27 protein-coding genes are annotated in these 26057 nt (G+C 38.5%); 21 read left to right on the top strand and 6 right to left on the bottom strand.

Features of this window, described 5'->3' with window-relative positions; translation table 11 throughout:
* Positions 1-96: 96 nt before the first annotated feature.
* On the bottom strand, positions 97-651 hold the full coding sequence (locus DX933_RS07955) for a YusW family protein (RefSeq protein WP_123315918.1): 555 nt from the start codon (positions 649-651) through the stop codon (positions 97-99).
* Between the two features lie 171 nt (positions 652-822).
* Here DX933_RS07955 and DX933_RS07950 point away from each other — a divergent pair, with 171 nt between their 5' ends.
* The 16 genes from DX933_RS07950 (at position 823) to DX933_RS07865 (ending at position 16278) form a co-directional block, all read left to right on the top strand.
* Positions 823-1407, top strand: coding sequence for a histidine phosphatase family protein (locus tag DX933_RS07950; RefSeq protein WP_123315917.1), 585 nt, complete (start codon positions 823-825; stop codon positions 1405-1407).
* Positions 1408-1443: 36 nt separating this feature from the next.
* On the top strand, positions 1444-1899 hold the full coding sequence (locus DX933_RS07945) for an 8-oxo-dGTP diphosphatase (protein ID WP_123315916.1): 456 nt from the start codon (positions 1444-1446) through the stop codon (positions 1897-1899).
* 386 nt (positions 1900-2285) lie between these two features.
* The gene (locus DX933_RS07935) at positions 2286-2600 is read left to right on the top strand and encodes a YdcP family protein (protein ID WP_000420682.1); all 315 of its coding nucleotides are present in this window, start codon (positions 2286-2288) and stop codon (positions 2598-2600) included.
* A gap of 18 nt (positions 2601-2618) precedes the next feature.
* Complete coding sequence (locus DX933_RS07930) at positions 2619-3002, top strand: YdcP family protein (protein ID WP_001234286.1); 384 nt, start codon at positions 2619-2621, stop codon at positions 3000-3002.
* Positions 3003-3030: 28 nt separating this feature from the next.
* The gene (locus tag DX933_RS07925) at positions 3031-4416 is read left to right on the top strand and encodes an FtsK/SpoIIIE domain-containing protein (RefSeq protein WP_000813488.1); all 1386 of its coding nucleotides are present in this window, start codon (positions 3031-3033) and stop codon (positions 4414-4416) included.
* Positions 4417-4593: 177 nt separating this feature from the next.
* The gene (gene mobT / locus DX933_RS07915; RefSeq protein ID WP_000398284.1) at positions 4594-5799 is read left to right on the top strand and encodes a MobT family relaxase; all 1206 of its coding nucleotides are present in this window, start codon (positions 4594-4596) and stop codon (positions 5797-5799) included.
* Positions 5800-5841: 42 nt separating this feature from the next.
* The gene (locus tag DX933_RS07910; RefSeq protein ID WP_001009056.1) at positions 5842-6063 is read left to right on the top strand and encodes a hypothetical protein; all 222 of its coding nucleotides are present in this window, start codon (positions 5842-5844) and stop codon (positions 6061-6063) included.
* Between the two features lie 116 nt (positions 6064-6179).
* Entirely contained in the window at positions 6180-6677 is a 498-nt protein-coding gene (locus tag DX933_RS07905) for an antirestriction protein ArdA (RefSeq protein ID WP_000342539.1), read from the top strand.
* Between the two features lie 88 nt (positions 6678-6765).
* Complete coding sequence (locus DX933_RS07900) at positions 6766-7158, top strand: conjugal transfer protein (RefSeq protein ID WP_000723888.1); 393 nt, start codon at positions 6766-6768, stop codon at positions 7156-7158.
* Positions 7142-9589: a conjugal transfer ATPase TcpF gene (gene tcpF, locus DX933_RS07895; RefSeq protein WP_000331160.1), complete on the top strand. Its 2448-nt coding sequence runs from the start codon at positions 7142-7144 to the stop codon at positions 9587-9589. The genes DX933_RS07900 and tcpF overlap by 17 nt, the downstream gene beginning before the upstream one ends.
* Before the next feature lie 2 nt (positions 9590-9591).
* Complete coding sequence (locus tag DX933_RS07890) at positions 9592-11769, top strand: CD3337/EF1877 family mobilome membrane protein (RefSeq protein ID WP_000804748.1); 2178 nt, start codon at positions 9592-9594, stop codon at positions 11767-11769.
* Positions 11766-12767, top strand: coding sequence for a bifunctional lytic transglycosylase/C40 family peptidase (locus tag DX933_RS07885; protein WP_000769868.1), 1002 nt, complete (start codon positions 11766-11768; stop codon positions 12765-12767). Before DX933_RS07890 ends, DX933_RS07885 begins: the two co-directional genes overlap by 4 nt.
* A complete protein-coding gene (locus DX933_RS07880) occupies positions 12764-13696 on the top strand; it encodes a conjugal transfer protein (RefSeq protein ID WP_001224318.1) in 933 nt (310 codons plus the stop codon). The genes DX933_RS07885 and DX933_RS07880 overlap by 4 nt, the downstream gene beginning before the upstream one ends.
* A 274-nt stretch (positions 13697-13970) precedes the next feature.
* Positions 13971-14057, top strand: a complete 87-nt coding sequence (locus tag DX933_RS18715) for a tetracycline resistance determinant leader peptide (protein WP_011058339.1) — start codon at positions 13971-13973, stop codon at positions 14055-14057.
* A 15-nt stretch (positions 14058-14072) separates the two neighbouring features.
* Positions 14073-15992, top strand: coding sequence for a tetracycline resistance ribosomal protection protein Tet(M) (tet(M), locus tag DX933_RS07870; protein WP_000691736.1), 1920 nt, complete (start codon positions 14073-14075; stop codon positions 15990-15992).
* 118 nt (positions 15993-16110) lie between these two features.
* Complete coding sequence (locus tag DX933_RS07865; RefSeq protein ID WP_000336323.1) at positions 16111-16278, top strand: cysteine-rich KTR domain-containing protein; 168 nt, start codon at positions 16111-16113, stop codon at positions 16276-16278.
* Positions 16279-16337: 59 nt separating this feature from the next.
* Here DX933_RS07865 and DX933_RS07860 read toward each other — a convergent pair whose 3' ends face one another.
* The 5 genes from DX933_RS07860 to DX933_RS07840 all read right to left on the bottom strand — a co-directional run bounded on the left by DX933_RS07860 (position 16338) and on the right by DX933_RS07840 (position 20421).
* Positions 16338-16691, bottom strand: coding sequence for a helix-turn-helix transcriptional regulator (locus DX933_RS07860; RefSeq protein WP_001227347.1), 354 nt, complete (start codon positions 16689-16691; stop codon positions 16338-16340).
* Positions 16692-16777: 86 nt separating this feature from the next.
* Positions 16778-17044: a helix-turn-helix domain-containing protein gene (locus DX933_RS07855; protein ID WP_123315915.1), complete on the bottom strand. Its 267-nt coding sequence runs from the start codon at positions 17042-17044 to the stop codon at positions 16778-16780.
* A 472-nt stretch (positions 17045-17516) separates the two neighbouring features.
* Positions 17517-18422, bottom strand: a complete 906-nt coding sequence (locus DX933_RS07850) for an aminoglycoside O-phosphotransferase APH(2'')-Ie (protein ID WP_032491359.1) — start codon at positions 18420-18422, stop codon at positions 17517-17519.
* 68 nt (positions 18423-18490) lie between these two features.
* Positions 18491-18949: a DinB family protein gene (locus DX933_RS07845; protein ID WP_123315914.1), complete on the bottom strand. Its 459-nt coding sequence runs from the start codon at positions 18947-18949 to the stop codon at positions 18491-18493.
* Positions 18950-19158: 209 nt separating this feature from the next.
* Positions 19159-20421, bottom strand: a complete 1263-nt coding sequence (locus DX933_RS07840) for an IS1380-like element ISEnca1 family transposase (RefSeq protein ID WP_031587700.1) — start codon at positions 20419-20421, stop codon at positions 19159-19161.
* A gap of 602 nt (positions 20422-21023) precedes the next feature.
* Here DX933_RS07840 and DX933_RS07830 point away from each other — a divergent pair.
* From DX933_RS07830 to DX933_RS07805, 5 genes are all read left to right on the top strand, one after another.
* The gene (locus DX933_RS07830) at positions 21024-21446 is read left to right on the top strand and encodes a sigma-70 family RNA polymerase sigma factor (protein WP_000804885.1); all 423 of its coding nucleotides are present in this window, start codon (positions 21024-21026) and stop codon (positions 21444-21446) included.
* Positions 21443-21673, top strand: a complete 231-nt coding sequence (locus DX933_RS07825; protein ID WP_000857133.1) for a helix-turn-helix domain-containing protein — start codon at positions 21443-21445, stop codon at positions 21671-21673. Before DX933_RS07830 ends, DX933_RS07825 begins: the two co-directional genes overlap by 4 nt.
* 460 nt (positions 21674-22133) lie before the next feature.
* Positions 22134-22337 carry an excisionase gene (locus tag DX933_RS07815; protein WP_000814511.1) on the top strand — a complete coding sequence of 68 codons (204 nt, stop codon included), beginning with the start codon at positions 22134-22136 and terminating at the stop codon, positions 22335-22337.
* 81 nt (positions 22338-22418) lie between these two features.
* A complete protein-coding gene (locus DX933_RS07810) occupies positions 22419-23636 on the top strand; it encodes a tyrosine-type recombinase/integrase (protein ID WP_001291561.1) in 1218 nt (405 codons plus the stop codon).
* 429 nt (positions 23637-24065) lie between these two features.
* Positions 24066-25790, top strand: a complete 1725-nt coding sequence (locus tag DX933_RS07805) for a sulfate adenylyltransferase (RefSeq protein WP_123315913.1) — start codon at positions 24066-24068, stop codon at positions 25788-25790.
* Positions 25791-26057 lie beyond the last annotated feature (267 nt).

Genomic DNA, 26057 nt, shown 5'->3' with positions numbered 1-26057 from the left:
TTGTAAGTGGGGGATCAACAGCCAGTAAAGGCCTGATTGGTTCAACTAACAATCAGTGGGGGCAGCGCGGAAACCTCCACTAATTGAAGCTTCACTTTATTTACGATCTTCTACTTCGAGTTCTGAACCATCGTGATAATTGATTTCCAGGTCGAATTTTTCATAGTCATTCGCTAGGTCAAAGCCCTGTAGGATCTGATCAATCGCTTCTTCTTTGGAGCTATCCTTCGTTAGGGTCAGGTCTTTGATAATATCGTACAGCTGGTCAAAGGCTTCTTGTCCATTCAAATATACGTCGTTTAGCTCGTCCTCAATTTCTGCTTTAACGGGGTGTTCCTCGTCTTGATCAATTTTTGCTTCATATTCCTTGTTTTTTCCATAGGATACTTCAATTTCAAATTCGTATATATCCAGCTCGTCCATTTTCGCCTGCATGTCGTCTCCGGCATTGTCTGTATTGCCATCTTGCGTATTGTTATCCTGTGTATTGCCATCGGATTGATTATCTGATCCGGTATCTGTGTCCTCTTGCTGACTGCCATTATTATTGCCAGATGAGCCTGAGTTGTTATCATCTGAATCTGCGCTACCACATGCTGCAAGGCCACCGATTAGAAAAAGCGTGGACAGTATAAATAGAAACCGTTTCACTGTTTTCCCTCCATAAATTCATACTTGTTTATTTAGTATATCCCGAAATCAACATCCTGAAACATGTAGAAGTGGGAAAATGGGTGATACTTTGGTGGTGACATAGTATAATTCACACAGATGTTACAAATAAATCAAATGTTTGAATGAATATAACAAGGGGGATGCTTCATGATTGAAATTGGGCTCATTCGTCACGGTTGTACGGCGTGGAATAAAGCTGGTCGTTCACAGGGGTGTACAGATATTCCATTAGATGCGGAAGGAATGGAGCAAGCACGTCGTGTGGCGGAAAGACTTGCAGCTGAGTCTTGGGATGTCATCTATACAAGCGATTTGCAGCGTGCGAAGCAGACCGGCGAAACAATCCAAAAGAAGCTTGGTCGGGTGCCATTATTTACAGATGAACGACTGCGTGAGCGAAGCGGTGGGAAAACAGAAGGAACGACCTTGGATGAAAGAATTGCCACCTGGGGGGAGAATTGGCGTGAACGTGAAGCAGAGCTTGAAATGGAATCAGTGGATCGTATGGTTGCAAGAGGACAAGCATTTCTAGCCGATATCTGTCAGAAGCATGCGTCTCGGCGAGTGCTGATTGTTAGTCATGGTGCTTTTTTAAAAAGAATGCTCTTGACACTCGTTCCGGATGAACAAGTAGATGTTTCGTTGGGAAATTGTTCGGTGACGAAGCTGGAAAAAGAGTCAGATTGGAAGCTTACGTTGCATAATTGCAGCATGCATGTTGCACCTAAATGATGATCTATCAAGAAAAAGGGAGATGGAGATGTATCGATGGGAAGAAGTGAAGCAGCAATATTCACCAATATGTGTATGATTGAAGACGATGAAGGGCATGTACTCGTGCAGGATCGTGCAGGGAAAAACTGGCCTGGGATTACGTTTCCGGGTGGACATGTGGAGCCAGGCGAATCCTTTGTTACATCTGTGGTTCGTGAGGTATATGAAGAAACAGGATTAATTGTAAAAAACCCGAGACTTTGCGGAATTAAACAATTTCAAACAGTAAACAAAGAGCGCTATGTTGTGCTACTTTTTAAAGCAAATCAGCATTCCGGGGAGGTTCGTTCTTCCGAGGAGGGAGAGGTTTTCTGGGTAGAAAAGGCACAGCTGCATACGTATCAGCTGGCAAATAACTTTGAAGATATGCTGGCGGTTTTTGAAAACGACCAAATTGCAGAGTGCTATTATGAACAACAGGATGAACAGTTCACATTAAAGCTGCTTTAAAATAAGAATGAGGAAAAGACATGGCATGCTAGCTATGTCTTTTTTGGTTTAAAAATAGCATAAAAATCTAGTTATCCGCATAAAAACTGGACTTATCACACTTTATCAAGGTCAAAACCACTCAATTTACTACTAATTTACTACTTATGAATGAGCTTTGATACGACGATTTATCCTTGAAAAGTGAAGATATAAAGATACTTCCAATAAAATTTGAATATTTAATAGGTAGACACTTCAAAAAATGAGGTGTCTATTTTTTTACCCGATTTTGAAAGGAAGTGAACTTATGAAAACAAAAAATCAAGAATCAAAAGGTCGTTCCCCACTCTTTAAGACCATCAAACATTCATTCAGCCAATAAAAAAGAAAGGATAGGTAAAAATATGGAACTTAAATTTGTGATTCCCAACATGGAAAAAACATTCGGCAATTTAGAATTTGCTGGCGAGGATAAAGTCGTTCAGCGAAGAATCAACGGACGGCTAACTGTCTTATCAAGAAGCTATAATCTCTATTCTGATGTTCAAAGAGCAGATGATATTGTGGTGGTGCTTCCTGCTGAAGCTGGCGAAAAACATTTCGGCTTTGAGGAACGTGTGAAGTTAGTCAATCCACGTATTACCGCAGAGGGCTACAAAATCGGCACTCGTGGTTTTACAAATTACCTTTTACATGCTGACGACATGATAAAAGAATAAAGAAAGAGAGGAAAAATGATGAGATTAGCAAATGGCATTGTATTAGATAAAGACACGACTTTTGGAGAATTGAAATTCTCTGCTCTACGTCGTGAAGTGAGAATCCAAAATGAAGACGGGTCGGTTTCAGATGAAATCAAGGAACGTACCTATGACTTAAAATCCAAAGGACAAGGACGCATGATTCAAGTAAGTATTCCTGCCAGCGTGCCTTTGAAAGAGTTTGATTATAACGCACGGGTGGAACTTATCAATCCCATTGCGGACACCGTTGCTACTGCCACCTATCAAGGAGCAGATGTTGACTGGTATATCAAGGCAGACGATATTGTGCTGACAAAGGATTCTAGTTCATTCAAAGCTCAACCACAAGCAAAGAAAGAACCGACACAAGACAAATAGTCGCTAGGTAGAAAGGAGACTTTTTCGCATGAAACAGCGTGGTAAAAGGATTCGCCCATCTGGTAAAGATTTAGTCTTTCATTTTACGATAGCGTCACTCCTGCCTGTTTTCCTGCTGGTTGTCGGACTGTTTCATGTGAAGACAATCCAGCAGATCAACTGGCAGGATTTTAACCTATCACAAGCAGATAAGATTGACATTCCCTATTTAATTATCAGTTTCAGTGTCGCAATTCTTATCTGCTTGCTGGTAGCGTTTGTATTCAAACGGGTTCGCTATGATACGGTTAAACAACTTTACCACCGTCAAAAACTGGCAAAGATGATACTTGAAAACAAGTGGTATGAATCTGAACAGGTCAAAACAGAGGGTTTCTTTAAAGATAGTGCTGGTCGTACAAAGGAAAAGATAACCTACTTCCCTAAAATGTATTATCGACTTAAAAATGGCTTGATACAGATACGGGTGGAAATCACGCTGGGAAAATATCAAGACCAACTCTTACACTTGGAAAAGAAATTAGAGAGTGGCTTGTACTGTGAGCTGACGGATAAAGAGTTAAAGGATTCCTATGTGGAATATACTTTGCTCTATGACACCATAGCCAGTCGTATTTCTATTGATGAAGTAGAAGCTAAAGATGGTAAACTTCGCTTAATGAAAAACGTATGGTGGGAATATGATAAGCTCCCTCATATGTTGATTGCTGGTGGTACAGGTGGCGGTAAAACTTACTTTATACTGACACTGATTGAAGCCTTGCTTCATACAGATTCAAAACTGTATATTCTTGACCCGAAAAATGCTGATCTTGCGGACTTAGGTTCTGTGATGGCAAATGTCTACTATAGAAAAGAAGACTTGCTTTCTTGCATTGAAACATTCTATGAAGAAATGATGAAACGTAGTGAGGAAATGAAGCAGATGAAGAACTATAAGACTGGCAAAAATTATGCTTACTTAGGTCTCCCGGCACACTTCTTAATCTTTGATGAATACGTCGCTTTCATGGAAATGCTGGGAACAAAAGAAAACACCGCAGTTATGAATAAGCTGAAACAGATTGTCATGTTAGGTCGTCAAGCTGGCTTCTTTCTAATACTGGCTTGTCAACGTCCAGACGCAAAATATTTAGGCGACGGAATCCGTGATCAGTTTAATTTCAGAGTGGCTTTAGGTCGTATGTCTGAAATGGGCTATGGCATGATGTTTGGCAGTGACGTACAAAAGGATTTCTTCTTAAAGCGAATCAAAGGTCGTGGCTATGTTGATGTAGGAACAAGTGTCATATCAGAGTTTTATACTCCCCTTGTACCAAAAGGATATGATTTCTTGGAGGAAATTAAAAAGTTATCCAACAGCAGACAGTCCACGCAGGCGACGTGCGAAGCGGAAGTCGCAGGTGTGGACTGATCTTGCTGGCTGGTGTGGCAATAGCCACGCCAGCACTTAACCCCCCGTATCTAACAGGGGGGTACAAATCGACAGGAAACAGTCAAAAAAACATTAGAAAATCCTTTGGTTACAAGGGATTTACAAAATTTCAGCGTATGTCAAATGGGCTTTAAAAGTTGACATACGCCTTTTTGATTGGAGGGATTTTTACTGAATGAACAAACTTGGTTACAGCATTTAAAAGAAAAACGCTTGGCTTATGGACTATCTCAAAACCGTTTAGCTGTTGCGACTGGTATTACAAGGCAGTATCTAAGCGATATTGAAACAGGAAAAGTCAAGCCATCAGAGGATTTACAGCAGTCCCTTTGGGAAGCTCTGGAACGCTTCAATCCCGACGCTCCCCTTGAAATGCTGTTTGATTATGTAAGGATTCGCTTTCCGACAACAGACGTACAGCAGGTGGTCGAAAACATCTTACAACTGAAACTGTCCTATTTTCTTCATGAGGACTATGGTTTCTATTCTTATTCAGAGCATTATGCTTTAGGCGACATATTCGTCCTTTGCTCCCATGAACTGGACAAAGGAGTTCTGGTGGAATTGAAAGGTCGTGGGTGCAGACAATTTGAAAGCTATCTTCTGGCACAACAAAGAAGCTGGTATGAGTTCTTTATGGACGTTTTGGTGGCTGGCGGTGTGATGAAACGCCTTGACCTTGCCATTAACGATAAGACAGGGATTTTAAATATCCCTGTACTCACTGAAAAGTGCCAACAGGAAGAATGTATCTCCGTCTTCCGCAGTTTTAAAAGCTATCGCAGTGGCGAACTGGTACGCAAAGAGGAAAAGGAATGTATGGGAAACACCCTCTATATCGGTTCATTACAAAGTGAAGTTTATTTCTGTATCTATGAAAAGGACTACGAGCAGTACAAGAAAAATGATATTCCCATTGAAGACGCAGAAGTAAAAAACCGTTTTGAGATTCGATTGAAAAATGAGCGTGCCTATTATGCAGTCCGTGATTTACTCGTCTATGACAATCCAGAGCATACCGCCTTTAAAATTATCAATCGGTATATCCGTTTTGTAGATAAAGACGATTCCAAACCTCGTTCTGATTGGAAACTGAATGAAGAATGGGCTTGGTTTATTGGGAACAATCGTGAACGATTAAAACTAACCACAAAACCAGAGCCTTACTCCTTCCAAAGGACGCTGAACTGGCTATCTCATCAAGTTGCCCCGACCTTAAAGGTTGCGATTAAACTTGATGAAATCAACCAGACGCAGGTTGTAAAAGACATTCTCGACCATGCGAAACTGACAGACCGACACAAGCAGATTTTGAAGCAACAGTCAGTAAAAGAACAGGACGTGATAACAACAAAAAAATAACTCAAATACAAATTCATTGAATATAGAGAGGAGAACATTTTTATGAATTTTGGACAAAACCTTTATAACTGGTTTCTATCAAACGCTCAATCACTGGTGCTTTTAGCAATCGTTGTGATTGGCTTGTATCTTGGCTTCAAGCGTGAGTTTAGCAAACTGATTGGCTTTTTAATTATTGCGATTATTGCGGTTGGCTTAGTCTTCAACGCTGCTGGAGTAAAAGACATTTTACTAGAGCTATTCAATCGCATTATTGGTGCTTAAATAAAACCGTTCTTTTGTGGAATATAAGTGGTTTTCTTATGTTCCGCAAAGGAATGGTACACCAAACGAAGTGCGGTAGGGATTTTTGAATCTCTACAAAGAAAGGACGTGAATATATGGACGATATGCAAGTCTATATTGCGAATTTAGGCAAATACAATGAGGGCGAATTGGTCGGTGCGTGGTTTACCTTTCCCATTGACTTTGAGGAAGTCAAAGAGAAAATCGGCTTGAATGATGAATATGAGGAATACGCCATTCATGACTACGAGTTACCCTTTACGGTTGACGAATACACTTCCATTGGCGAACTCAATCGACTATGGGAAATGGTATCGGAATTACCCGAAGAATTACAATCGGAGCTATCTGCTCTGCTCACTCATTTTTCAAGCATTGAAGAACTAAGCGAACATCAAGAGGATATTATCATTCATTCCGATTGTGATGATATGTATGACGTGGCACGCTACTACATTGAAGAAACGGGTGCTTTAGGCGAAGTACCAGCTAGTCTTCAAAACTATATTGATTATCAAGCCTATGGTCGGGATTTAGACCTTTCAGGAACGTTTATCTCAACCAATCATGGGATTTTTGAAATCGTCTATTAAATCTGTCGGTACATTACTACTGGCAGATTTTCTATTTTACGGGGTGGCTCAATCAGCTACCCCTATTTTTTATGAAAGGATTGATTACATGAAGAAAATACGAAGCTATACCAGTATCTGGTCTGTGGAAAAGGTACTGTATTCTATCAATGATTTTAGACTTCCGTTTCCCATAACCTTTACGCAAATGACATGGTTTGTCGTGTCACTCTTTGCAGTGATGATACTTGGCAACTTGCCCCCTCTTTCCATGATAGAGGGAGCATTTCTCAAATACTTTGGGATTCCTGTGGCTTTCACATGGTTTATGTCTACAAAAACTTTTGATGGTAAAAAGCCTTATGGATTTTTGAAGTCTGTCATTGCTTATGCACTGCGACCAAAGCTGACCTATGCAGGAAAAAAAGTAACGCTTGGCAGAAACCAGCCACAAGAAGCCATTACAGCAGTTAGGAGTGAATTTTATGGCATATCCAATTAAATACATTGAAAACAATCTCGTCTGGAATAAAGACGGGGAATGTTATGCTTACTATGAGCTTGTTCCTTACAATTACTCATTTCTAAGTCCAGAACAGAAAATACAAGTGCATGATTCTTTCAGACAGCTTATCGCACAAAATCGTGATGGCAAAATTCATGCTTTACAAATCAGTACAGAATCCAGCATACGTTCTGCACAAGAGCGTTCCAAAAATGAAGTCACTGGCAAGCTCAAAGCGGTTGCCTATGACAAAATCGACCAACAGACAGACGCTTTAATATCCATGATTGGCGAAAATCAAGTGAACTACCGTTTCTTTATCGGCTTTAAGTTGCTTCTCAACGATCAGGAGTTTTCTATGAAAAGTCTTACCGTTGAAGCAAAAAATGCTTTGTCTGATTTTGTCTATGATGTGAACCATAAGCTGATGGGCGATTTTGTTAGTATGAGTAATGATGAAATCCTGCGTTTTCAGAAGATGGAAAAGCTCTTAGAAAATAAAATCTCTCGTCGTTTCAAAATCCGCAGGTTAGATAAGGACGACTTCGGCTATCTGATTGAACACCTTTACGGACAGACAGGCACTGCCTATGAAGAGTATGAGTACCATCTATCAAAGAAAAAGCTGGATAATGAAACGCTGATTAAATACTATGACTTGATTAAGCCTACTCGCTGTTTGGTGGAAGAAAAACAGCGATATTTGAAAATCCAGCAGGAAGATGAAACCGTCTATGTAGCTTACTTTACCATTAACAGCATTGTCGGAGAACTGGACTTCCCGTCCTCTGAAATCTTCTACTACCAGCAACAGCAATTTACATTCCCGATTGATACGTCAATGAATGTGGAAATTGTAGCGAATCGTAAAGCCCTATCTACTGTCCGCAATAAAAAGAAAGAACTGAAAGACTTGGATAACCACGCTTGGCAAAGTGATAATGAAACCAGCTCCAATGTGGCGGAAGCTCTGGAAAGTGTGAATGAGCTGGAAACCAATTTAGACCAAAGCAAGGAATCTATGTACAAGCTGTCTTATGTGGTAAGGGTATCAGCAAATGATCTTGACGAACTCAAACGTCGTTGTAATGAAGTGAAAGATTTTTATGACGATTTAAGCGTAAAACTGGTACGACCATTTGGGGATATGCTCGGCTTACATGAAGAATTTTTACCTGCCAGCAAGCGTTATATGAATGATTATATTCAATACGTGACCTCTGATTTCCTCGCTGGTTTAGGTTTTGGTGCTACTCAAATGCTGGGGGAAAATGAGGGGATTTATGTTGGCTACAGCTTAGATACTGGACGCAATGTCTATCTGAAACCTGCTCTTGCCAGTCAAGGGGTTAAGGGTTCAGTAACCAATGCGTTAGCGTCGGCTTTTGTTGGTTCGCTGGGTGGTGGTAAATCCTTTGCGAATAACCTTATCGTCTATTATGCGGTGCTTTATGGGGCACAAGCAGTGATTGTAGACCCAAAAGCAGAACGTGGCAGATGGAAAGAAACCTTGCCAGAGATTTCCCATGAAATCAATATCGTCACTCTGACTTCTGATGAGAAAAACAAAGGCTTACTTGACCCTTATGTGATTATGAAAAATCCCAAAGATTCTGAATCACTGGCTATTGATATTCTGACATTCCTTACGGGGATTTCCTCTCGTGATGGGGAACGCTTCCCAATCCTTAGAAAAGCCATTCGTGCAGTAACCAATAGTGAAGTACGAGGGTTGATGAAAGTGATTGAGGAATTACGGGTTGAGAATACGCCACTAAGTACCAGTATAGCCGACCATATCGAAAGTTTTACAGACTATGACTTTGCACATTTATTATTCAGTAATGGTTATGTGGAGCAGTCTATCAGCTTAGAAAAACAACTGAACATTATACAGGTTGCGGACTTGGTACTTCCCGACAAGGAAACTTCCTTTGAGGAATATACCACTATGGAGCTTTTATCCGTTGCTATGCTGATTGTCATTAGTACCTTTGCTTTAGACTTTATCCATACAGACCGAAGCATTTTCAAGATTGTAGATTTAGACGAAGCATGGAGCTTTTTACAGGTAGCACAAGGAAAAACACTATCTATGAAGCTGGTTCGGGCTGGTCGTGCTATGAACGCTGGGGTATATTTCGTGACCCAAAATACAGACGACCTCTTAGATGAAAAACTGAAAAATAACCTCGGCTTAAAATTTGCATTTCGTTCCACTGACCTTAACGAGATTAAAAAGACCTTAGCCTTTTTTGGTGTAGACCCAGAGGACGAAAACAATCAGAAGCGATTGCGTGATTTGGAAAACGGGCAATGCCTTATCAGTGATTTATATGGTCGTGTCGGTGTGATACAGTTCCACCCTGTATTTGAAGAACTGCTCCATGCCTTTGATACCAGACCACCTGTGCGAAAAGAGGTGTAAATGTGAAACCATCAATAGTAAACAGAATAAAATCAAACTGGACGCTGAAACGTCTAGGTAAAGTGGCAATGACAGTGGCTTTCACACTTGTGATTGCCATTTTTCTTTTAGCCATGCTGGGAACGGTGGTTCAAGCTGCGGGCTTGGTAGATGATACGGTCAATGTGGCAAATGAATACAGCCGATACCCACTTGAAAACTATCAACTGGATTTTTATGTGGATAATAGCTGGGGCTGGCTTCCGTGGAACTGGTCGGACGGGATTGGAAAACAGGTCATGTATGGACTATATGCCATTACCAATTTTATTTGGACAATCAGTTTGTATGTTTCCAATGCGACAGGTTACTTAGTACAGGAAGCCTATTCCTTAGACTTCATTTCCGCTACAGCAGATTCCATTGGTAAGAATATGCAGACCTTAGCTGGTGTGAGTGCAAACGGATTTTCAACAGAGGGTTTCTATGTTGGATTCCTCTTACTCTTGATTTTGGTTCTTGGGGTTTATGTTGCCTATACGGGACTGATAAAGAGAGAAACCACAAAGGCAATTCATGCCATTATGAATTTTGTGCTGGTGTTTATCCTATCGGCTTCCTTTATTGCCTACGCTCCCGACTACATTAAAAAAATCAATGACTTTTCATCAGACATCAGTAATGCCAGTTTATCACTTGGCACGAAGATTGTCATGCCCCATTCCGATAGTCAAGGCAAGGACAGCGTGGACTTAATCAGAGATAGCCTGTTTTCCATACAGGTTCAGCAACCGTGGCTACTGCTTCAATACAACAGTTCAGACATTGAAAGTATCGGTATTGACCGTGTGGAAAGCCTGCTCTCCACCAGCCCAGATTCCAACAATGGCGAAGATAGAGAAAAAATTGTTGCGGAAGAAATTGAAGACAGAAGCAATACCAATCTAACCATTACAAAGACCATTAACCGTTTAGGTACAGTCTTCTTCCTATTTGTCTTCAATATTGGGATTTCCATATTTGTATTCCTATTAACAGGAATCATGATTTTCTCGCAGGTACTTTTTATCATCTATGCTATGTTTCTGCCTGTGAGCTTTATTTTAAGCATGATTCCATCATTTGATGGTATGTCAAAACGAGCCATAACAAAGCTCTTTAATACCATTTTGACACGAGCTGGAATCACATTGATTATTACGACAGCATTTAGTATTTCAACCATGCTCTATACCTTATCGGCTGGTTATCCGTTCTTTTTGATTGCTTTTCTACAGATTGTGACCTTTGCAGGAATCTACTTCAAGCTGGGCGATTTAATGAGTATGTTTTCTCTACAGAGTAACGATTCTCAAAGTGTGGGAAGTCGTGTGATGAGAAAACCTCGTATGCTTATGCACGCTCACATGCACCGTCTACAGCGGAAACTTGGACGTTCCATGACTACTCTAGGGGCTGGGTCTGCCATTGTTACAGGTAAAAAAGGACAGTCGGGTTCGGGGAGTTCTGCAAGGACACAAGCAGATCACTCCCGACCAGACGGAAAGGAAAAATCAACACTTGGAAAACGTATCGGTCAAACCATCGGTACAGTAGCTGATACCAAAGACAGAATGGTAGACACTGCTAGTGGTTTGAAAGAACAGGTTAAAGATTTGCCGACCAATGCAAGATATGCAGTATATCAAGGAAAATCCAAAGTAAAAGAGAATGTCCGTGATTTAACCAGTAGTATTTCTCAAACCAAAGCGGACAGAGCCAGTGGACGCAAGGAACAGCAGGAACAAAGGCGAAAAACCATTGCGAAGCGTCGCTCTGAAATGGAACAGGTCAAACAGAAAAAACAGCCTGCTTCTTCTGTTCATGAAAGACCGACTACAAGACAAGAACAATATCATGATGAACAGACCTCAAAACAGTCTAATATTCAGACTTCATATAAGGAATCTCAACAAGCCAAACAAGAGCGTCCAGCAGTTAAGTCCGATTTTTCAAGTCCAAAAGTGGAACGCCAAGGCAATACCGTTCAAGAAAAAACCGTTCAAAAGCCAGCAACTTCAACCACTACAGCAGATAGAACTTCACAACGTCCAATCACAAAAGAACGTCCGTCTACTGTTCAAAGAGTACCACTACAAAATACAAGAAGTAGACCACCAATCAAAACCGCCACCATTAAGAAAGTCGGTAAGAAACCATGAAGTTGAAAACTTTAGTGATTGGTGGTTCTGGATTATTCTTGATGGTCTTCTCACTGCTTCTGTTTGTTGCCATTTTATTTTCAGATGAACAGGACAGCGGAATTTCCAATATTCATTATGGAGGTGTGAATGTTTCCGCAGAAGTGCTGGCTCATAAGCCTATGGTAGAAAAATATGCCAAAGAATATGGCGTTGAAGAATATGTCAACATACTTCTTGCGATTATACAGGTGGAATCGGGCGGTACTGCGGAAGATGTTATGCAGTCCTCGGAATCCCTCGGTCTTCCACCTAATTCATTGAGTACAGAAGAATCCATTAAGCAAGGTGTGAAGTATTTCAGTGAATTATTAGCCAGTAGCGAAAGGCTCAGTGTAGATTTAGAATCGGTTATCCAGTCCTACAATTATGGTGGTGGTTTCTTAGGGTATGTGGCTAATCGTGGAAATAAATATACCTTTGAACTGGCTCAAAGTTTCTCAAAAGAGTATTCAGGTGGCGAAAAAGTGTCTTACCCCAATCCCATAGCCATACCTATCAATGGGGGCTGGCGATACAACTATGGCAATATGTTTTATGTGCAACTGGTAACGCAGTATCTTGTCACAACAGAGTTTGATGATGATACGGTACAAGCCATCATGGACGAAGCACTGAAATATGAGGGCTGGCGATACGTTTACGGTGGAGCTTCCCCGACTACTTCTTTTGATTGTAGCGGACTGACACAATGGACGTATGGAAAAGCTGGAATTAACTTACCACGAACCGCACAACAGCAATATGATGTGACCCAGCATATCCCACTATCGGAAGCACAAGCTGGCGATTTGGTTTTCTTTCATTCTACCTATAACGCTGGCTCTTATATTACTCATGTTGGGATATACCTTGGCAATAACCGTATGTTTCATGCAGGCGACCCAATCGGTTATGCCGACTTAACAAGCCCCTACTGGCAACAGCATTTAGTGGGAGCAGGACGAATCAAACAATGAGAAAGGAAGATTTAATGATGAAATTTAGAAAAAATCAGAATAAAGAAAAACAGATACCAAAGGAAAAGAAACCTCGTGTCTATAAGGTCAATCCTCATAAAAAGGTTGTGATTGCCTTGTGGGTACTTTTAGGGCTTAGTTTCAGCTTTGCGATATTCAAGCACTTTACAGCTATAGATACTCATACTATTCACGAAACAACTATCATAGAAAAGGAATACGTTGATACTCATCATGTAGAAAATTTTGTAGAGAACTTTGCGAAAGTCTACTATTCATGGGAGCAATCCGATAAGTCCATTGATAATCGAATGGAAAGTCTAAAAGGCTATCTGACAGATGAACTTCAAGCTCTCAATGTTGATACAGTACGCAAAGATATTCCTGTATCGTCTTCTGTAAGAGGATTTCAGATATGGACGGTAGAGCCAACTGGCGACAATGAGTTTAATGTAACCTACAGTGTAGACCAGCTCATTACAGAGGGAGAAAATACAAAGACCGTCCACTCTGCTTATATAGTGAGTGTCTATGTAGATGGTTCTGGAAATATGGTACTGGTTAAGAATCCGACCATTACCAACATACCTAAGAAATCAAGTTATAAACCAAAAGCCATTGAAAGTGAGGGGACGGTTGATTCCATTACAACCAATGAAATCAATGAGTTTTTAACGACGTTCTTCAAGCTCTATCCTACAGCGACAGCCAGTGAACTTTCCTACTATGTGAATGACGGGATATTAAAACCAATCGGAAAAGAGTACATCTTTCAAGAACTGGTAAATCCTATTCACAATCGTAAGGATAATCAAGTCACGGTATCGCTGACAGTGGAGTATATCGACCAGCAGACCAAAGCAACGCAGGTATCTCAATTTGATTTGGTACTTGAAAAGAACGGGAGTAATTGGAAGATTATAGAATAACAAATATTGGTACATTATTACAGCTATTTTGTAATCACGTACTCTCTTTGATAAAAAATTGGAGATTCCTTTACAAATATGCTCTTACGTGCTATTATTTAAGTATCTATTTAAAAGGAGTTAATAAATATGCGGCAAGGTATTCTTAAATAAACTGTCAATTTGATAGTGGGAACAAATAATTGGATGTCCTTTTTTAGGAGGGCTTAGTTTTTTGTACCCAGTTTAAGAATACCTTTATCATGTGATTCTAAAGTATCCAGAGAATATCTGTATGCTTTGTATACCTATGGTTATGCATAAAAATCCCAGTGATAAAAGTATTTATCACTGGGATTTTTATGCCCTTTTGGGTTTTTGAATGGAGGAAAATCACATGAAAATTATTAATATTGGAGTTTTAGCTCATGTTGATGCAGGAAAAACTACCTTAACAGAAAGCTTATTATATAACAGTGGAGCGATTACAGAATTAGGAAGCGTGGACAAAGGTACAACGAGGACGGATAATACGCTTTTAGAACGTCAGAGAGGAATTACAATTCAGACAGGAATAACCTCTTTTCAGTGGGAAAATACGAAGGTGAACATCATAGACACGCCAGGACATATGGATTTCTTAGCAGAAGTATATCGTTCATTATCAGTTTTAGATGGGGCAATTCTACTGATTTCTGCAAAAGATGGCGTACAAGCACAAACTCGTATATTATTTCATGCACTTAGGAAAATGGGGATTCCCACAATCTTTTTTATCAATAAGATTGACCAAAATGGAATTGATTTATCAACGGTTTATCAGGATATTAAAGAGAAACTTTCTGCCGAAATTGTAATCAAACAGAAGGTAGAACTGTATCCTAATATGTGTGTGACGAACTTTACCGAATCTGAACAATGGGATACGGTAATAGAGGGAAACGATGACCTTTTAGAGAAATATATGTCCGGTAAATCATTAGAAGCATTGGAACTCGAACAAGAGGAAAGCATAAGATTTCAGAATTGTTCTCTGTTCCCTCTTTATCATGGAAGTGCAAAAAGTAATATAGGGATTGATAACCTTATAGAAGTTATTACTAATAAATTTTATTCATCAACACATCGAGGTCCGTCTGAACTTTGCGGAAATGTTTTCAAAATTGAATATACAAAAAAAAGACAACGTCTTGCATATATACGCCTTTATAGTGGAGTACTACATTTACGAGATTCGGTTAGAGTATCAGAAAAAGAAAAAATAAAAGTTACAGAAATGTATACTTCAATAAATGGTGAATTATGTAAGATTGATAGAGCTTATTCTGGAGAAATTGTTATTTTGCAAAATGAGTTTTTGAAGTTAAATAGTGTTCTTGGAGATACAAAACTATTGCCACAGAGAAAAAAGATTGAAAATCCGCACCCTCTACTACAAACAACTGTTGAACCGAGTAAACCTGAACAGAGAGAAATGTTGCTTGATGCCCTTTTGGAAATCTCAGATAGTGATCCGCTTCTACGATATTACGTGGATTCTACGACACATGAAATTATACTTTCTTTCTTAGGGAAAGTACAAATGGAAGTGATTAGTGCACTGTTGCAAGAAAAGTATCATGTGGAGATAGAACTAAAAGAGCCTACAGTCATTTATATGGAGAGACCGTTAAAAAATGCAGAATATACCATTCACATCGAAGTGCCGCCAAATCCTTTCTGGGCTTCCATTGGTTTATCTGTATCACCGCTTCCGTTGGGAAGTGGAATGCAGTATGAGAGCTCGGTTTCTCTTGGATACTTAAATCAATCATTTCAAAATGCAGTTATGGAAGGGATACGCTATGGTTGCGAACAAGGATTATATGGTTGGAATGTGACGGATTGTAAAATCTGTTTTAAGTACGGTTTATACTATAGCCCTGTTAGTACTCCAGCAGATTTTCGGATGCTTGCTCCTATTGTATTGGAACAAGTCTTAAAAAAAGCTGGAACAGAATTGTTAGAGCCATATCTTAGTTTTAAAATTTATGCGCCACAGGAATATCTTTCACGAGCATACAACGATGCTCCTAAATATTGTGCGAACATCGTAGACACTCAATTGAAAAATAATGAGGTCATTCTTAGTGGAGAAATCCCTGCTCGGTGTATTCAAGAATATCGTAGTGATTTAACTTTCTTTACAAATGGACGTAGTGTTTGTTTAACAGAGTTAAAAGGGTACCATGTTACTACCGGTGAACCTGTTTGCCAGCCCCGTCGTCCAAATAGTCGGATAGATAAAGTACGATATATGTTCAATAAAATAACTTAGTGTATTTTATGTTGTTATATAAATATGGTTTCTTGTTAAATAAGATGAAATATTTTTTAATAAAGATTTGAATTAAAGTGTAAAGGAGGAGATAGTTATTATAAACTACAAGTGGATATTGTGTCCTGTATGTGGAAATAAAACACGATTAAAGATAAGGGAAGATACTGAATTAAAAAAATTCCCCCTCTATTGTCCGAAATGCAGACAAGAAAATTTAATTGAAATAAAGCAGTTCAAAGTAACTGTGATTACAGAGCCAGACGCAAAGACGCAGAGCCGATAAAATGAGATTAATACAATCTCATTTTATCGGCTCTTTCCGTTATGTATGGATTCTTTTAATTAGTCTTCGATGTTTCTTGCTTCGTTGATACCGCTGGCTAAAGATTCCATTAAGGATAGTTCTTTGTCTGTAAAGCTATCCATGTATTTCTCTATCTGTAATCGTCGGGTGCTTTTTACCAAGTTATTAGCAGGTAAGAAAAATTCATCAACGGAAACATGAAGTAACGATACAAGGTCATAAAGAACTTGTATGCTGGGGTGTTGCCCTTTATTTTCAATATTAGTTAAGTACCGTGGGTCAATTTCAATCAATGCTCCCACTTGTTCACGAGTTAAACCTCGTTTCAATCGAGCTTCTTTAATGGCTAAACCAAAGGCTCTAAAATCATATTTATCTTCTTTTTTACGCATAGTAGACCACCTCTATACATTTTATTGTTCCTACTGAATTAAAAACAGGTATAGAAAAACGTGTTATATGGTTTATAGGTTTATATTTAATAAAACGGTAAATCTGCACTCACTGTATTTCTAGCAATCGCAGCCAGGTCATAAAAGTGTTCGCCTTCTACTTCATTTAAACAAAGTGCCAGTCTAAGTTTTTCAAGTGTCTCATCTGTTAATGCTGCTTTTCTACCTTTTTCAATATCGCATAGATAAACTGCTGAAATGGATAACTTGTTTGCAAGTTCTCTCCCGGTCATATCTAGCGCTTTTCGTCTTTCAAGAATAAACTCACCAAATTTCAGCTCTTCATCATACATAACGAAATTCCTTTCTATTCGCTTACTGGCGAACTGTAATTAGATTATAGCGAACGTATGTTCGATTGGCAATACACATTCTTTCCATTTAAAAGAGGTGGCATAAAAACATGCCACCTCAATTTTATTTCAAACTATTATTAAATTATACAAATATAAGGATTATTCGATCTTAACTCCCATAAATTATGTTTAGTGCGTTGGAACCAAACACCCGGTTTATTTATTAATTCTTCATATTTATATTTTTTTTCGTTTCTGATTTTAAGTTTGATCTTATAATCCTGCGAAGACAAATAAATATCATTTTTATAACTTCTTAGATGAAGCTCGGTATAATTCTCTGTTTTCTCATAATCGATTCCTGTGTAGATTTATTTGCCTCGGCATTAGAAATAAAATAAAAAAGATTCCGGATTCTAAAAAAGGATTGCTATTGATGAGTACATTAGCAGTCCTTTATATTAAATATCTATTTAATTTTAATGCTTCTGATTTCATTTAATCCCTCTTCATACCAATCCATATAACCATATTCCTTTCCATAGATAATCTTTTCGAACGACCAGTATTTTTCTTTCATCATATATTTTTCCAAAACTGTCGGTATATCCTTATGTTTGTAATGGTTCAATATTTTTGATACGAATTCCATGCCGTACTCTTCATCATCTTCCATCAAACTTATAAAATCATTGTCGGGATCAGAAATAGCTGCATCTCCAAAATCGATTATTCCACAAATGGTATTTTTTTCGGTATCAAATAAAATATGATCGCTGCTGAAATCGTTATGAATAAGACAAGGATAGTATTTGAAGTAGATTTCGTTGTCTAGAATATCCCTGTAAAAATCATCCACTTTCTTCATCTGGTGACCCTTTAATTCCCTGGATAGTAACTTTTTGATTTTTTTATTATCTTCATTTATCTTCTCTCGAAAATCTAATACCAGATTACTTTTGAATCCAGAGATATTTATGCTGTGAAGTTCACTTAAAAATCGGGCCAGGTCCTTAGCTGCCTGATCTTGAGATTGCTTCGGCAGATTTTTGAGTAGAAGAGGTGTCAAAGGTACTCCTTTAATTTTTGTAAAACCTGCGAAAGACATTTGGCACATTTCTGATGGCATTCCTGTAAAAACCACCTCGGGAATGGGTAGTGATAATTCATTGTGGATTGTTTTGAGTACGGTTACTTCATTCAAGAGATTAATCGAAGCTCTTGAATGCTTTGGAAATTTAAAAATAAAATTCCCGTTTATTTCATATGCAATACAGTCATTGCCTTCTCCTGAAATCTCTATTGTATTGATAGTAAAATCAGGATATAACTGCTCTATTGCCTCTTCTACCTGGTCGAAAGTATAAGTTGTCATGTCTTCTCTACTCCCTTTAATCAAAAATCTGATTGACTGTAAATAAGAATTTAGCAATTATAGTTAATTCATTTTTGTTTCATGCTATTTCCATATAAAAATCTTGCATAACCTATCTCTGCTGCATTTTTCATAAATTCTGCATTTAGCCAAAGTGCAGTATCTGCTAAGTTCCTATCTTCTAATGGCCATTTTGCATGCTGATTCATTTGAAAGTCCGCGTCAGATAACTCACTTAATTTAGATACCCATTTCTCGTGCAGGGATTCTATGACTTCTTTAGCATTTTCTATACTACCCGGCCAGAGAACATCATCTTTTTTCATTGAGCCGCTTCCAAAGTTGTAATCTAATGCAGTTGACCACCAATATATGATATGCCACATTATCCAGGCTATACTCATCGGTCCCATCTCATAGCTCTCGCTTTCCGGCCAGTCTATGATCCATACCTCATTTTTCTTTCGTACCTGAAGACTTTCTGAGCTATATACCCAGTATGCTTCTGTATCCTCAAGATTTTCTATATCCTAAATTCCACGTGCATTTTTTATTAGCTTAAAAGAACACTATTTCACGAAGAATTTAAACTGATACTCCCACATTGTAACATTATTTACCACCACCTTTCAATCTTTTTCAATAAATTATTGATTGCAACTTTGGAGTAAAGATACTTATTAAACCCTGCAAGTTATCCACAGAGCAACACTCGATTTTCAAGATGATATCTTTATTATACCAGACATTTTTCATACACTTCCTTGTACGGATAGTTTTCTGACAAATTCATAATTACAGTTCTTGCGGTTTTAATGATTTTGGCTGCAAGAAATACATACTTCAAACGAAAGGTCTTTATTTGCTGTCTGTATTCTGAAGGCTCTAAGGAATCAATCTTGAACAACAAAAACAGGTTATATGAAAGCATCATCATTTGAAACACCGCTTCATTTGCCCAAAATGATTTAAGTAAAAGATGACCCACCGCCATGTCGTATTTGGCTTCTTTAATATAGTTCTCAGCATTGCCACGTTTTTCATAGGATATAACTACTTTTTCAGAAAGCAATGTAGTGTTTGTCACAAAGAAAAAGTATTCGTACTCAGAGCCTTCTAAAAGTGATATTTGTGCTCTTTCTTTTTCTGGTTTCAGTACGCGAGACACAACAAACCTTCTGTCTTTCTCCCAGTTATCTAATTTTGTAAACAGTTCTGTAGTTTCTCTGCCTTCTTCACCTTTAACGAATACAACCGATGAATTCGTTGCTTGGGATGCAAGCGTAGAATAACTTTTGGCTTTAATTAAATATTTGCAACCAAGAGATTCTATCGTTTCAATAATTTTTTCATCAAAGTAGCCACTATCCATTCGAAATAAAATCTCTAAATCATCTGTTTTGATGTTGGCTACTATTTCTTTGATCATTTCAGATGCACCGTTAGCTGTGTAAGTATTGCCACTTCTTACAAATCCGGTGACGTAGGCTTTTAATTCGTCGCAAAATGCAAACTGGATATTGTAGCATCGGTTTCCTAGTTTCTTGGGATTATATCCTTTTGATGCACCTTCTTGATGACCTTCTACGTTGATTACACTACTATCAATATCAATCGTAATGGATGTCAATTTACTTTTAGTGAGCAGTTTTTTAAAGACTTTAAAATTAATGTCTCTAAACATTTGTGTTGTCTTAAAGGTGAAGTTTCCTAAAAATCGTGACACTGTTTCAGGTTCTTTTACGGAAATATCAAATTCATTAACGAGTGGATCATTTTGAAGGAGCTTTAGACGTTCTAGCTTGTCTATACCAATAAAGTGACCACAGATCATCGTCTTTATATGATTCATCTTGATTTTATTTGTGGAGTCATTATCAAATACGAGGTCATCTTCAACTAGATCAAAAATCTCATTACTTTTTGCGTTCTCAAGGAGAAGAAAAAGACCTGCATTTGATGTTAGATTCTTAGCTGTGAAATCAATTTTATTAATCATAATTTAAACCCCTTTTTCTGCTGCTTTTGTTACTATTATTGTACCATATATCGACTCATAAAAGCTGATAATTCAACACATTTTTGAGCATTTTTCTTTCACCCAATGGGTGAAAGCTGAATTTTGAAGGAACGTATATTTATCAATGCTTTGAGGGTGGTTTATAAAGTACTGACGTAGAATCTCAGTAAAAAGCACTACTAAACGCCAATAAAAAAAACCGTTATATGGTAGTGCTATTTACGCTGTTAAAATATTGTATATTACTTCCAAATGGCGGTTTGTTGGAGGTCAACGTCGCCATGAAGTACATCATATACAATAAATTTCCTTACATTGGGTTCTTGTCAAAAAAAGTCGTCTATCTGCAATAGATAAGTACGTCCACCAATGTGGTTTTATAAATCATATAGATAGAATAACAGAAGCATGTAAACAGAGAAATAAATCTGTTTATATGCTTTTTTGGCTATTCAGAACTTTTTTACAAAGTTTATTTATCAGTAATGCAACAAATCCCCCTTTCACATTGGGACTAAGAGTGAAAGGAGATAAACGAGCAAGGCTCACTTCCTTTCCTAGACAGAAAGGGGGTGAGAAACATGAAACCATCTTCTTTTCAGACCACAATAGAAAATCAGTTTGACTATATCTGTAAACGTGCTATGGAAGACGAGCGAAAGAATTATATGCTTTATCTTTCAAGGATTGCAAAGCGTGAGGTGTCCTTTTCGGATGTTGGCGATTATCTTGTTAGCCAGTTTGCGACAACAGATAACTATTCAACTGACTTTCAGATTTTTACACTCAATGGGTTATCAGTAGGCGTTGAAAATGATTTGTTGAGTGAAGCATTACGTGAGTTGCCAGACAAGAAACGTGAAATTCTACTGCTGTTTTACTTTATGGACATGAGCGATTCAGAAATTGCAGACCTGTTGAAATTGAACCGTTCTACTGTCTATCGGCATAGAACCAGTGGACTAGCCTTAATTAAAAAGTTTATGGAGGAATTTGAAGAATGAAAACACAATATCCTATGATTCCCTTTCCTCTCATTGTAAAGGCAACAGATGGCGATACCGAAGCGATTAACCAGATTCTACATCATTACAGAGGGTACATAACGAAGCGTTCCCTACGACTTATGAAAGATGAATATGGCAATCAAAGTATGGTCGTTGATGAAGTCTTACGTGGAAGAATGGAAACCAGACTGATTACAAAGATTTTGTCATTTGAAATTAAGTAATATCCTCTCTCCTTTCGTGGAAGCGTGCTAAACCATTCCACGCTTCCCGAACAGGGAGGTTTGTTATTCCACCAAAGCATATTGAGCTTTCAATGTGTTTTGATAGGCTAACGAGCCATTGTTCTTTGAAAACTGAATAAAAGTAATCGAATACGTTTCGATAAGAAAAGAGCCAACGGAACTAACCGCCATGACCTATCTTATAAAGATAGCGAGCGATTCATGTTAGTGATCCGAGAAGCAATCTTTAGCAGGATTGCCTGCAACGACATTCTTATCGTGATAATGATACTCCCATACAGTCAATAGTCCGAGCGTGATAAAACCGTCGCAGGCAATGAGTATGGCTACATGAGAACCATGCAGGGGTGGAACTCCCGTGAGCTTTGCTAAAGCTGTTCGATTGCTGGTAAAACAACTTTTATGAAATCCAAATAAGTGATTTGGAAAGGAGGATTTTATGAAGCAGACTGACATTCCTATTTGGGAACGTTATACCCTAACCATTGAAGAAGCGTCAAAATATTTTCGTATTGGCGAAAACAAGCTACGACGCTTGGCAGAGGAAAATAAAAATGCAAATTGGCTGATTATGAATGGCAATCGTATTCAGATTAAACGAAAACAATTTGAAAAAATTATAGATACATTGGACGCAATCTAGCGTCGCCAAAGGGTCTTGTATATGATAAAATAGTATTAAGTCGTATCAAGGCTCTTTCCATAAAGGAAAGGAGCAAATGCCATGTCAGAAAAAAGACGTGACAATAAAGGTCGAATCTTAAAGACTGGAGAGAGCCAACGAAAAGACGGAAGATACTTATACAAATATATAGATTCATTTGGAGAACCGCAATTTGTTTACTCGTGGAAACTTGTGGCTACAGACCGAGTACCAGCAGGAAAGCGTGATTGTATCTCACTTAGAGAGAAAATCGCAGAGTTACAGAAAGACATTCATGATGGTATTGATGTTGTAGGAAAGAAAATGACACTCTGCCAGCTTTACGCAAAACAGAACGCTCAAAGACCAAAGGTTAGAAAAAACACTGAAACTGGACGCAAATATCTTATGGATATTTTGAAGAAAGACAAGTTAGGTGTAAGAAGTATTGACAGTATTAAGCCATCAGACGCTAAAGAATGGGCTATTAGAATGAGTGAAAATGGTTATGCTTATCAAACCATCAATAACTACAAACGTTCTTTAAAGGCTTCATTCTATATTGCTATACAAGATGATTGTGTTCGGAAGAATCCATTTGACTTTCAACTGAAAGCAGTTCTTGATGATGATACTGTCCCTAAGACCGTACTAACAGAAGAACAGGAAGAAAAACTGTTAGCCTTTGCAAAAGCTGATAAAACCTACAGCAAAAATTATGATGAAATTCTGATACTCTTAAAAACAGGTCTTCGTATTTCAGAGTTTGGTGGTTTGACACTTCCAGATTTAGATTTTGAGAATCGTCTTGTCAATATAGACCATCAGCTATTGAGAGATACTGAAATTGGGTACTACATTGAAACACCAAAGACCAAAAGTGGCGAACGTCAAGTTCCTATGGTTGAAGAAGCCTATCAAGCATTTAAGCGAGTGTTAGCGAATCGAAAGAATGATAAGCGTGTTGAGATTGATGGATATAGTGATTTCCTCTTTCTTAATAGAAAGAACTATCCAAAAGTGGCAAGTGATTACAACGGCATGATGAAAGGTCTTGTTAAGAAATACAATAAGTATAACGAGGATAAATTGCCACACATCACTCCACATAGTTTGCGACATACATTCTGTACCAACTATGCAAATGCAGGAATGAATCCAAAGGCATTACAGTACATTATGGGACATGCTAATATAGCCATGACGCTGAACTATTACGCACATGCAACATTCGATTCTGCAATGGCAGAAATGAAACGCTTGAATAAAGAGAAGCAACAGGAGCGTCTTGTTGCTTAGTAGTACAAATGAATTTACTACTTATTTACCACTTCTGACAGCTAAGACATGAGGAAATATGCAAAGAAACGTGAAGTATCTTCCTACAGTAAAAATACTCGAAAGCACATAGAATAAGGCTTTACGAGCATTTAAGAAAATATAAAAAGATAATTAGAAATTTATACTTTGTTTATATTAAAAACAATCTATTCCAATCACATGGACGAAAAATTTTTTTAGCCCTCATCAGCCGACTGAGAAGCTCCTCTAACCCTTACCAAATGCCTATTTTTTCACATGGGAAACTAGTTATAAATTTAAAAATAATAAATAAAATGAAAGATAACGGTTTCATCTAAGTGCGTATTATGGTAATATTCGGAATAAAGATTTCATTTTATTAATTCGCTTTTGTTAAATAATCAAGCATAGGGAGGAAGAGAGAATATGACAAAGGTTATAGAAAAAAGCAGCTTTGCAAAATATCCGCAGCAACCACATGGCGGTGAATTAATTGATAAAGTGCTTAAAGGGGCAGCATTAGAAGAAGCACTGCAACGGGCAGAGAATTTACCATGTATTATGGTTGATATGGAAGCGGTTATTACATTGGAAATGATCGCAACAGGGGTGCTTTCACCAAATGAAGGCTTTATGAATGAAGGGGATTATAAATCTGTATTGGAGAATGGGCGATTGGAAAATGGTTTAGTATGGCCGGTTCCATTAAGCTTTGCTCCTACAGGAAGAAGGAATTCCGAAATAATTAGTACATTATCTGTTGGAGATGAAATCGTTTTAACCGATGAAAACAGCGAACCAGTCGCATTAATGGAGATTGATGATATTTTCGCATATGACAAGAAATATCGTGCATCCCATTTATTCGGTACAACAGACCGAAATCACCCTGGCGTTGATGCCATCTATCGTCGAATGGGGGATGTAGCTTTAGGTGGACCGATTAGCTTATTGAAGCGAGTGAATTGGGGGCCGTTTGAAAAGCTGCGTCTGGAGCCAAAGGATACATGGCATGAGTTTTATGAAGAAAAGAAATTTCGTTCCGCTGCAGGGTTTATTACAGGTGCAAACCCATTACACCGCGGACATGAATACATTCATAAAAATGCCTTAGAGGAAATTGATGGTCTATTGATTCAGCCACTTGTGGAAATGGCGAAGCGGGAATATACACGCCATGAATTCCGGATGCTTTCGTATAAGAGTGTGCTGGAAACATATTATCCGAAGAAGCGGTCAATCCTTGCGCCATTGCGCGTAACCTATATCTTTGCGGGGCCACGGGAGACCGTATTGCACGCACTGATTATGAAAAACTATGGCTGTACCCATGCCTTAATTGGTCGAGACCATGCGGGAATAGGGGATTTCTATGATAAATATGCGAGTCATACTATTTTTGATGAATTCAAACCTTCTGAATTAGGGATTGATGTCCGCTTATTCCATGAAGTGTTCTATTGTACGCGTTGTGATGCGCCAGCGACCGAGCAATCCTGTCCGCATGATGAGCGATATCGCATCAATATTTCTGGAACGGGTATTCGGGAAATGCTGCGTCATGGCATTATGCCTCCAAAGGAAATCGTTCGTCCGGAGTCTGCTCGAATTGCGATTCAGGGTGTTCAACCAAAAGGTCTGGATGAAAATGATACGTCCATTGCTCCGGTTGGTAAAACGATTAAAAGCATGTTCCCGTATTATTTGGAAAGGACACGACTTGGTGGACGAAAGCGCAGTAGGCCACTGGATGTTGAAGAGCTAACGAACTTTGATCTAGAGGAAGCCAACTTGGATGTTCGTGCGAATGCGGACCGTGTGTATCAAGAGGTGTTTAATGAATTTAGCTCCGTTGGTGATACAAACCGTGGCTTGCATGCGGATTGGGTTACAGAGGCCAGAGAACATCTGCATCATCAGCAGTCGATGGTTATTGAAGACCTGGAAGAAAAAGTGAAGCGTGCGCCGAAAAAAGCTTCTGATGAATTTATGTATCAGGATCAAGAAGAGGCCAATCGTGAGCTGGAAGTTGCGAAGAAAATATTGGATGATCTGCCAACCATCTTCCACCATGAAAAAATGAGCTACCGTAAGTGGAACATCCTGCCGTATCATCGCTATCGTGGCAGTGATGACCCAAATGAAGAATAATAAAGTAGAAACTTCAATCAGTGGGGGAAGGGTGAAAACCTCCACTAATTGTTAGTTGAACGAATCAGGCCTTAACTGGCTGTTAATCCGTGATAAATAGTAAAAATCCGTCAACCGATATACGGCTGGCGGATTTTTTGATTAATCTTTTTAAACCACAGGCTCTGCCTGTGTGCAAACGAAACTTTTAGAGTTGTATCCAAAAAAACTCCAAACGTTATAATAGAAGATGGCCGTCAAACCAACTTTAAATAACGAGAGGAGTCT

Origin of the sequence: Ornithinibacillus gellani (genome assembly GCF_003730295.1) — a bacterium.
Taxonomy (GTDB): domain Bacteria; phylum Bacillota; class Bacilli; order Bacillales; family Amphibacillaceae; genus Ornithinibacillus_A; species Ornithinibacillus_A gellani.
This window is presented reverse-complemented; position numbering and strand designations above follow the sequence as displayed.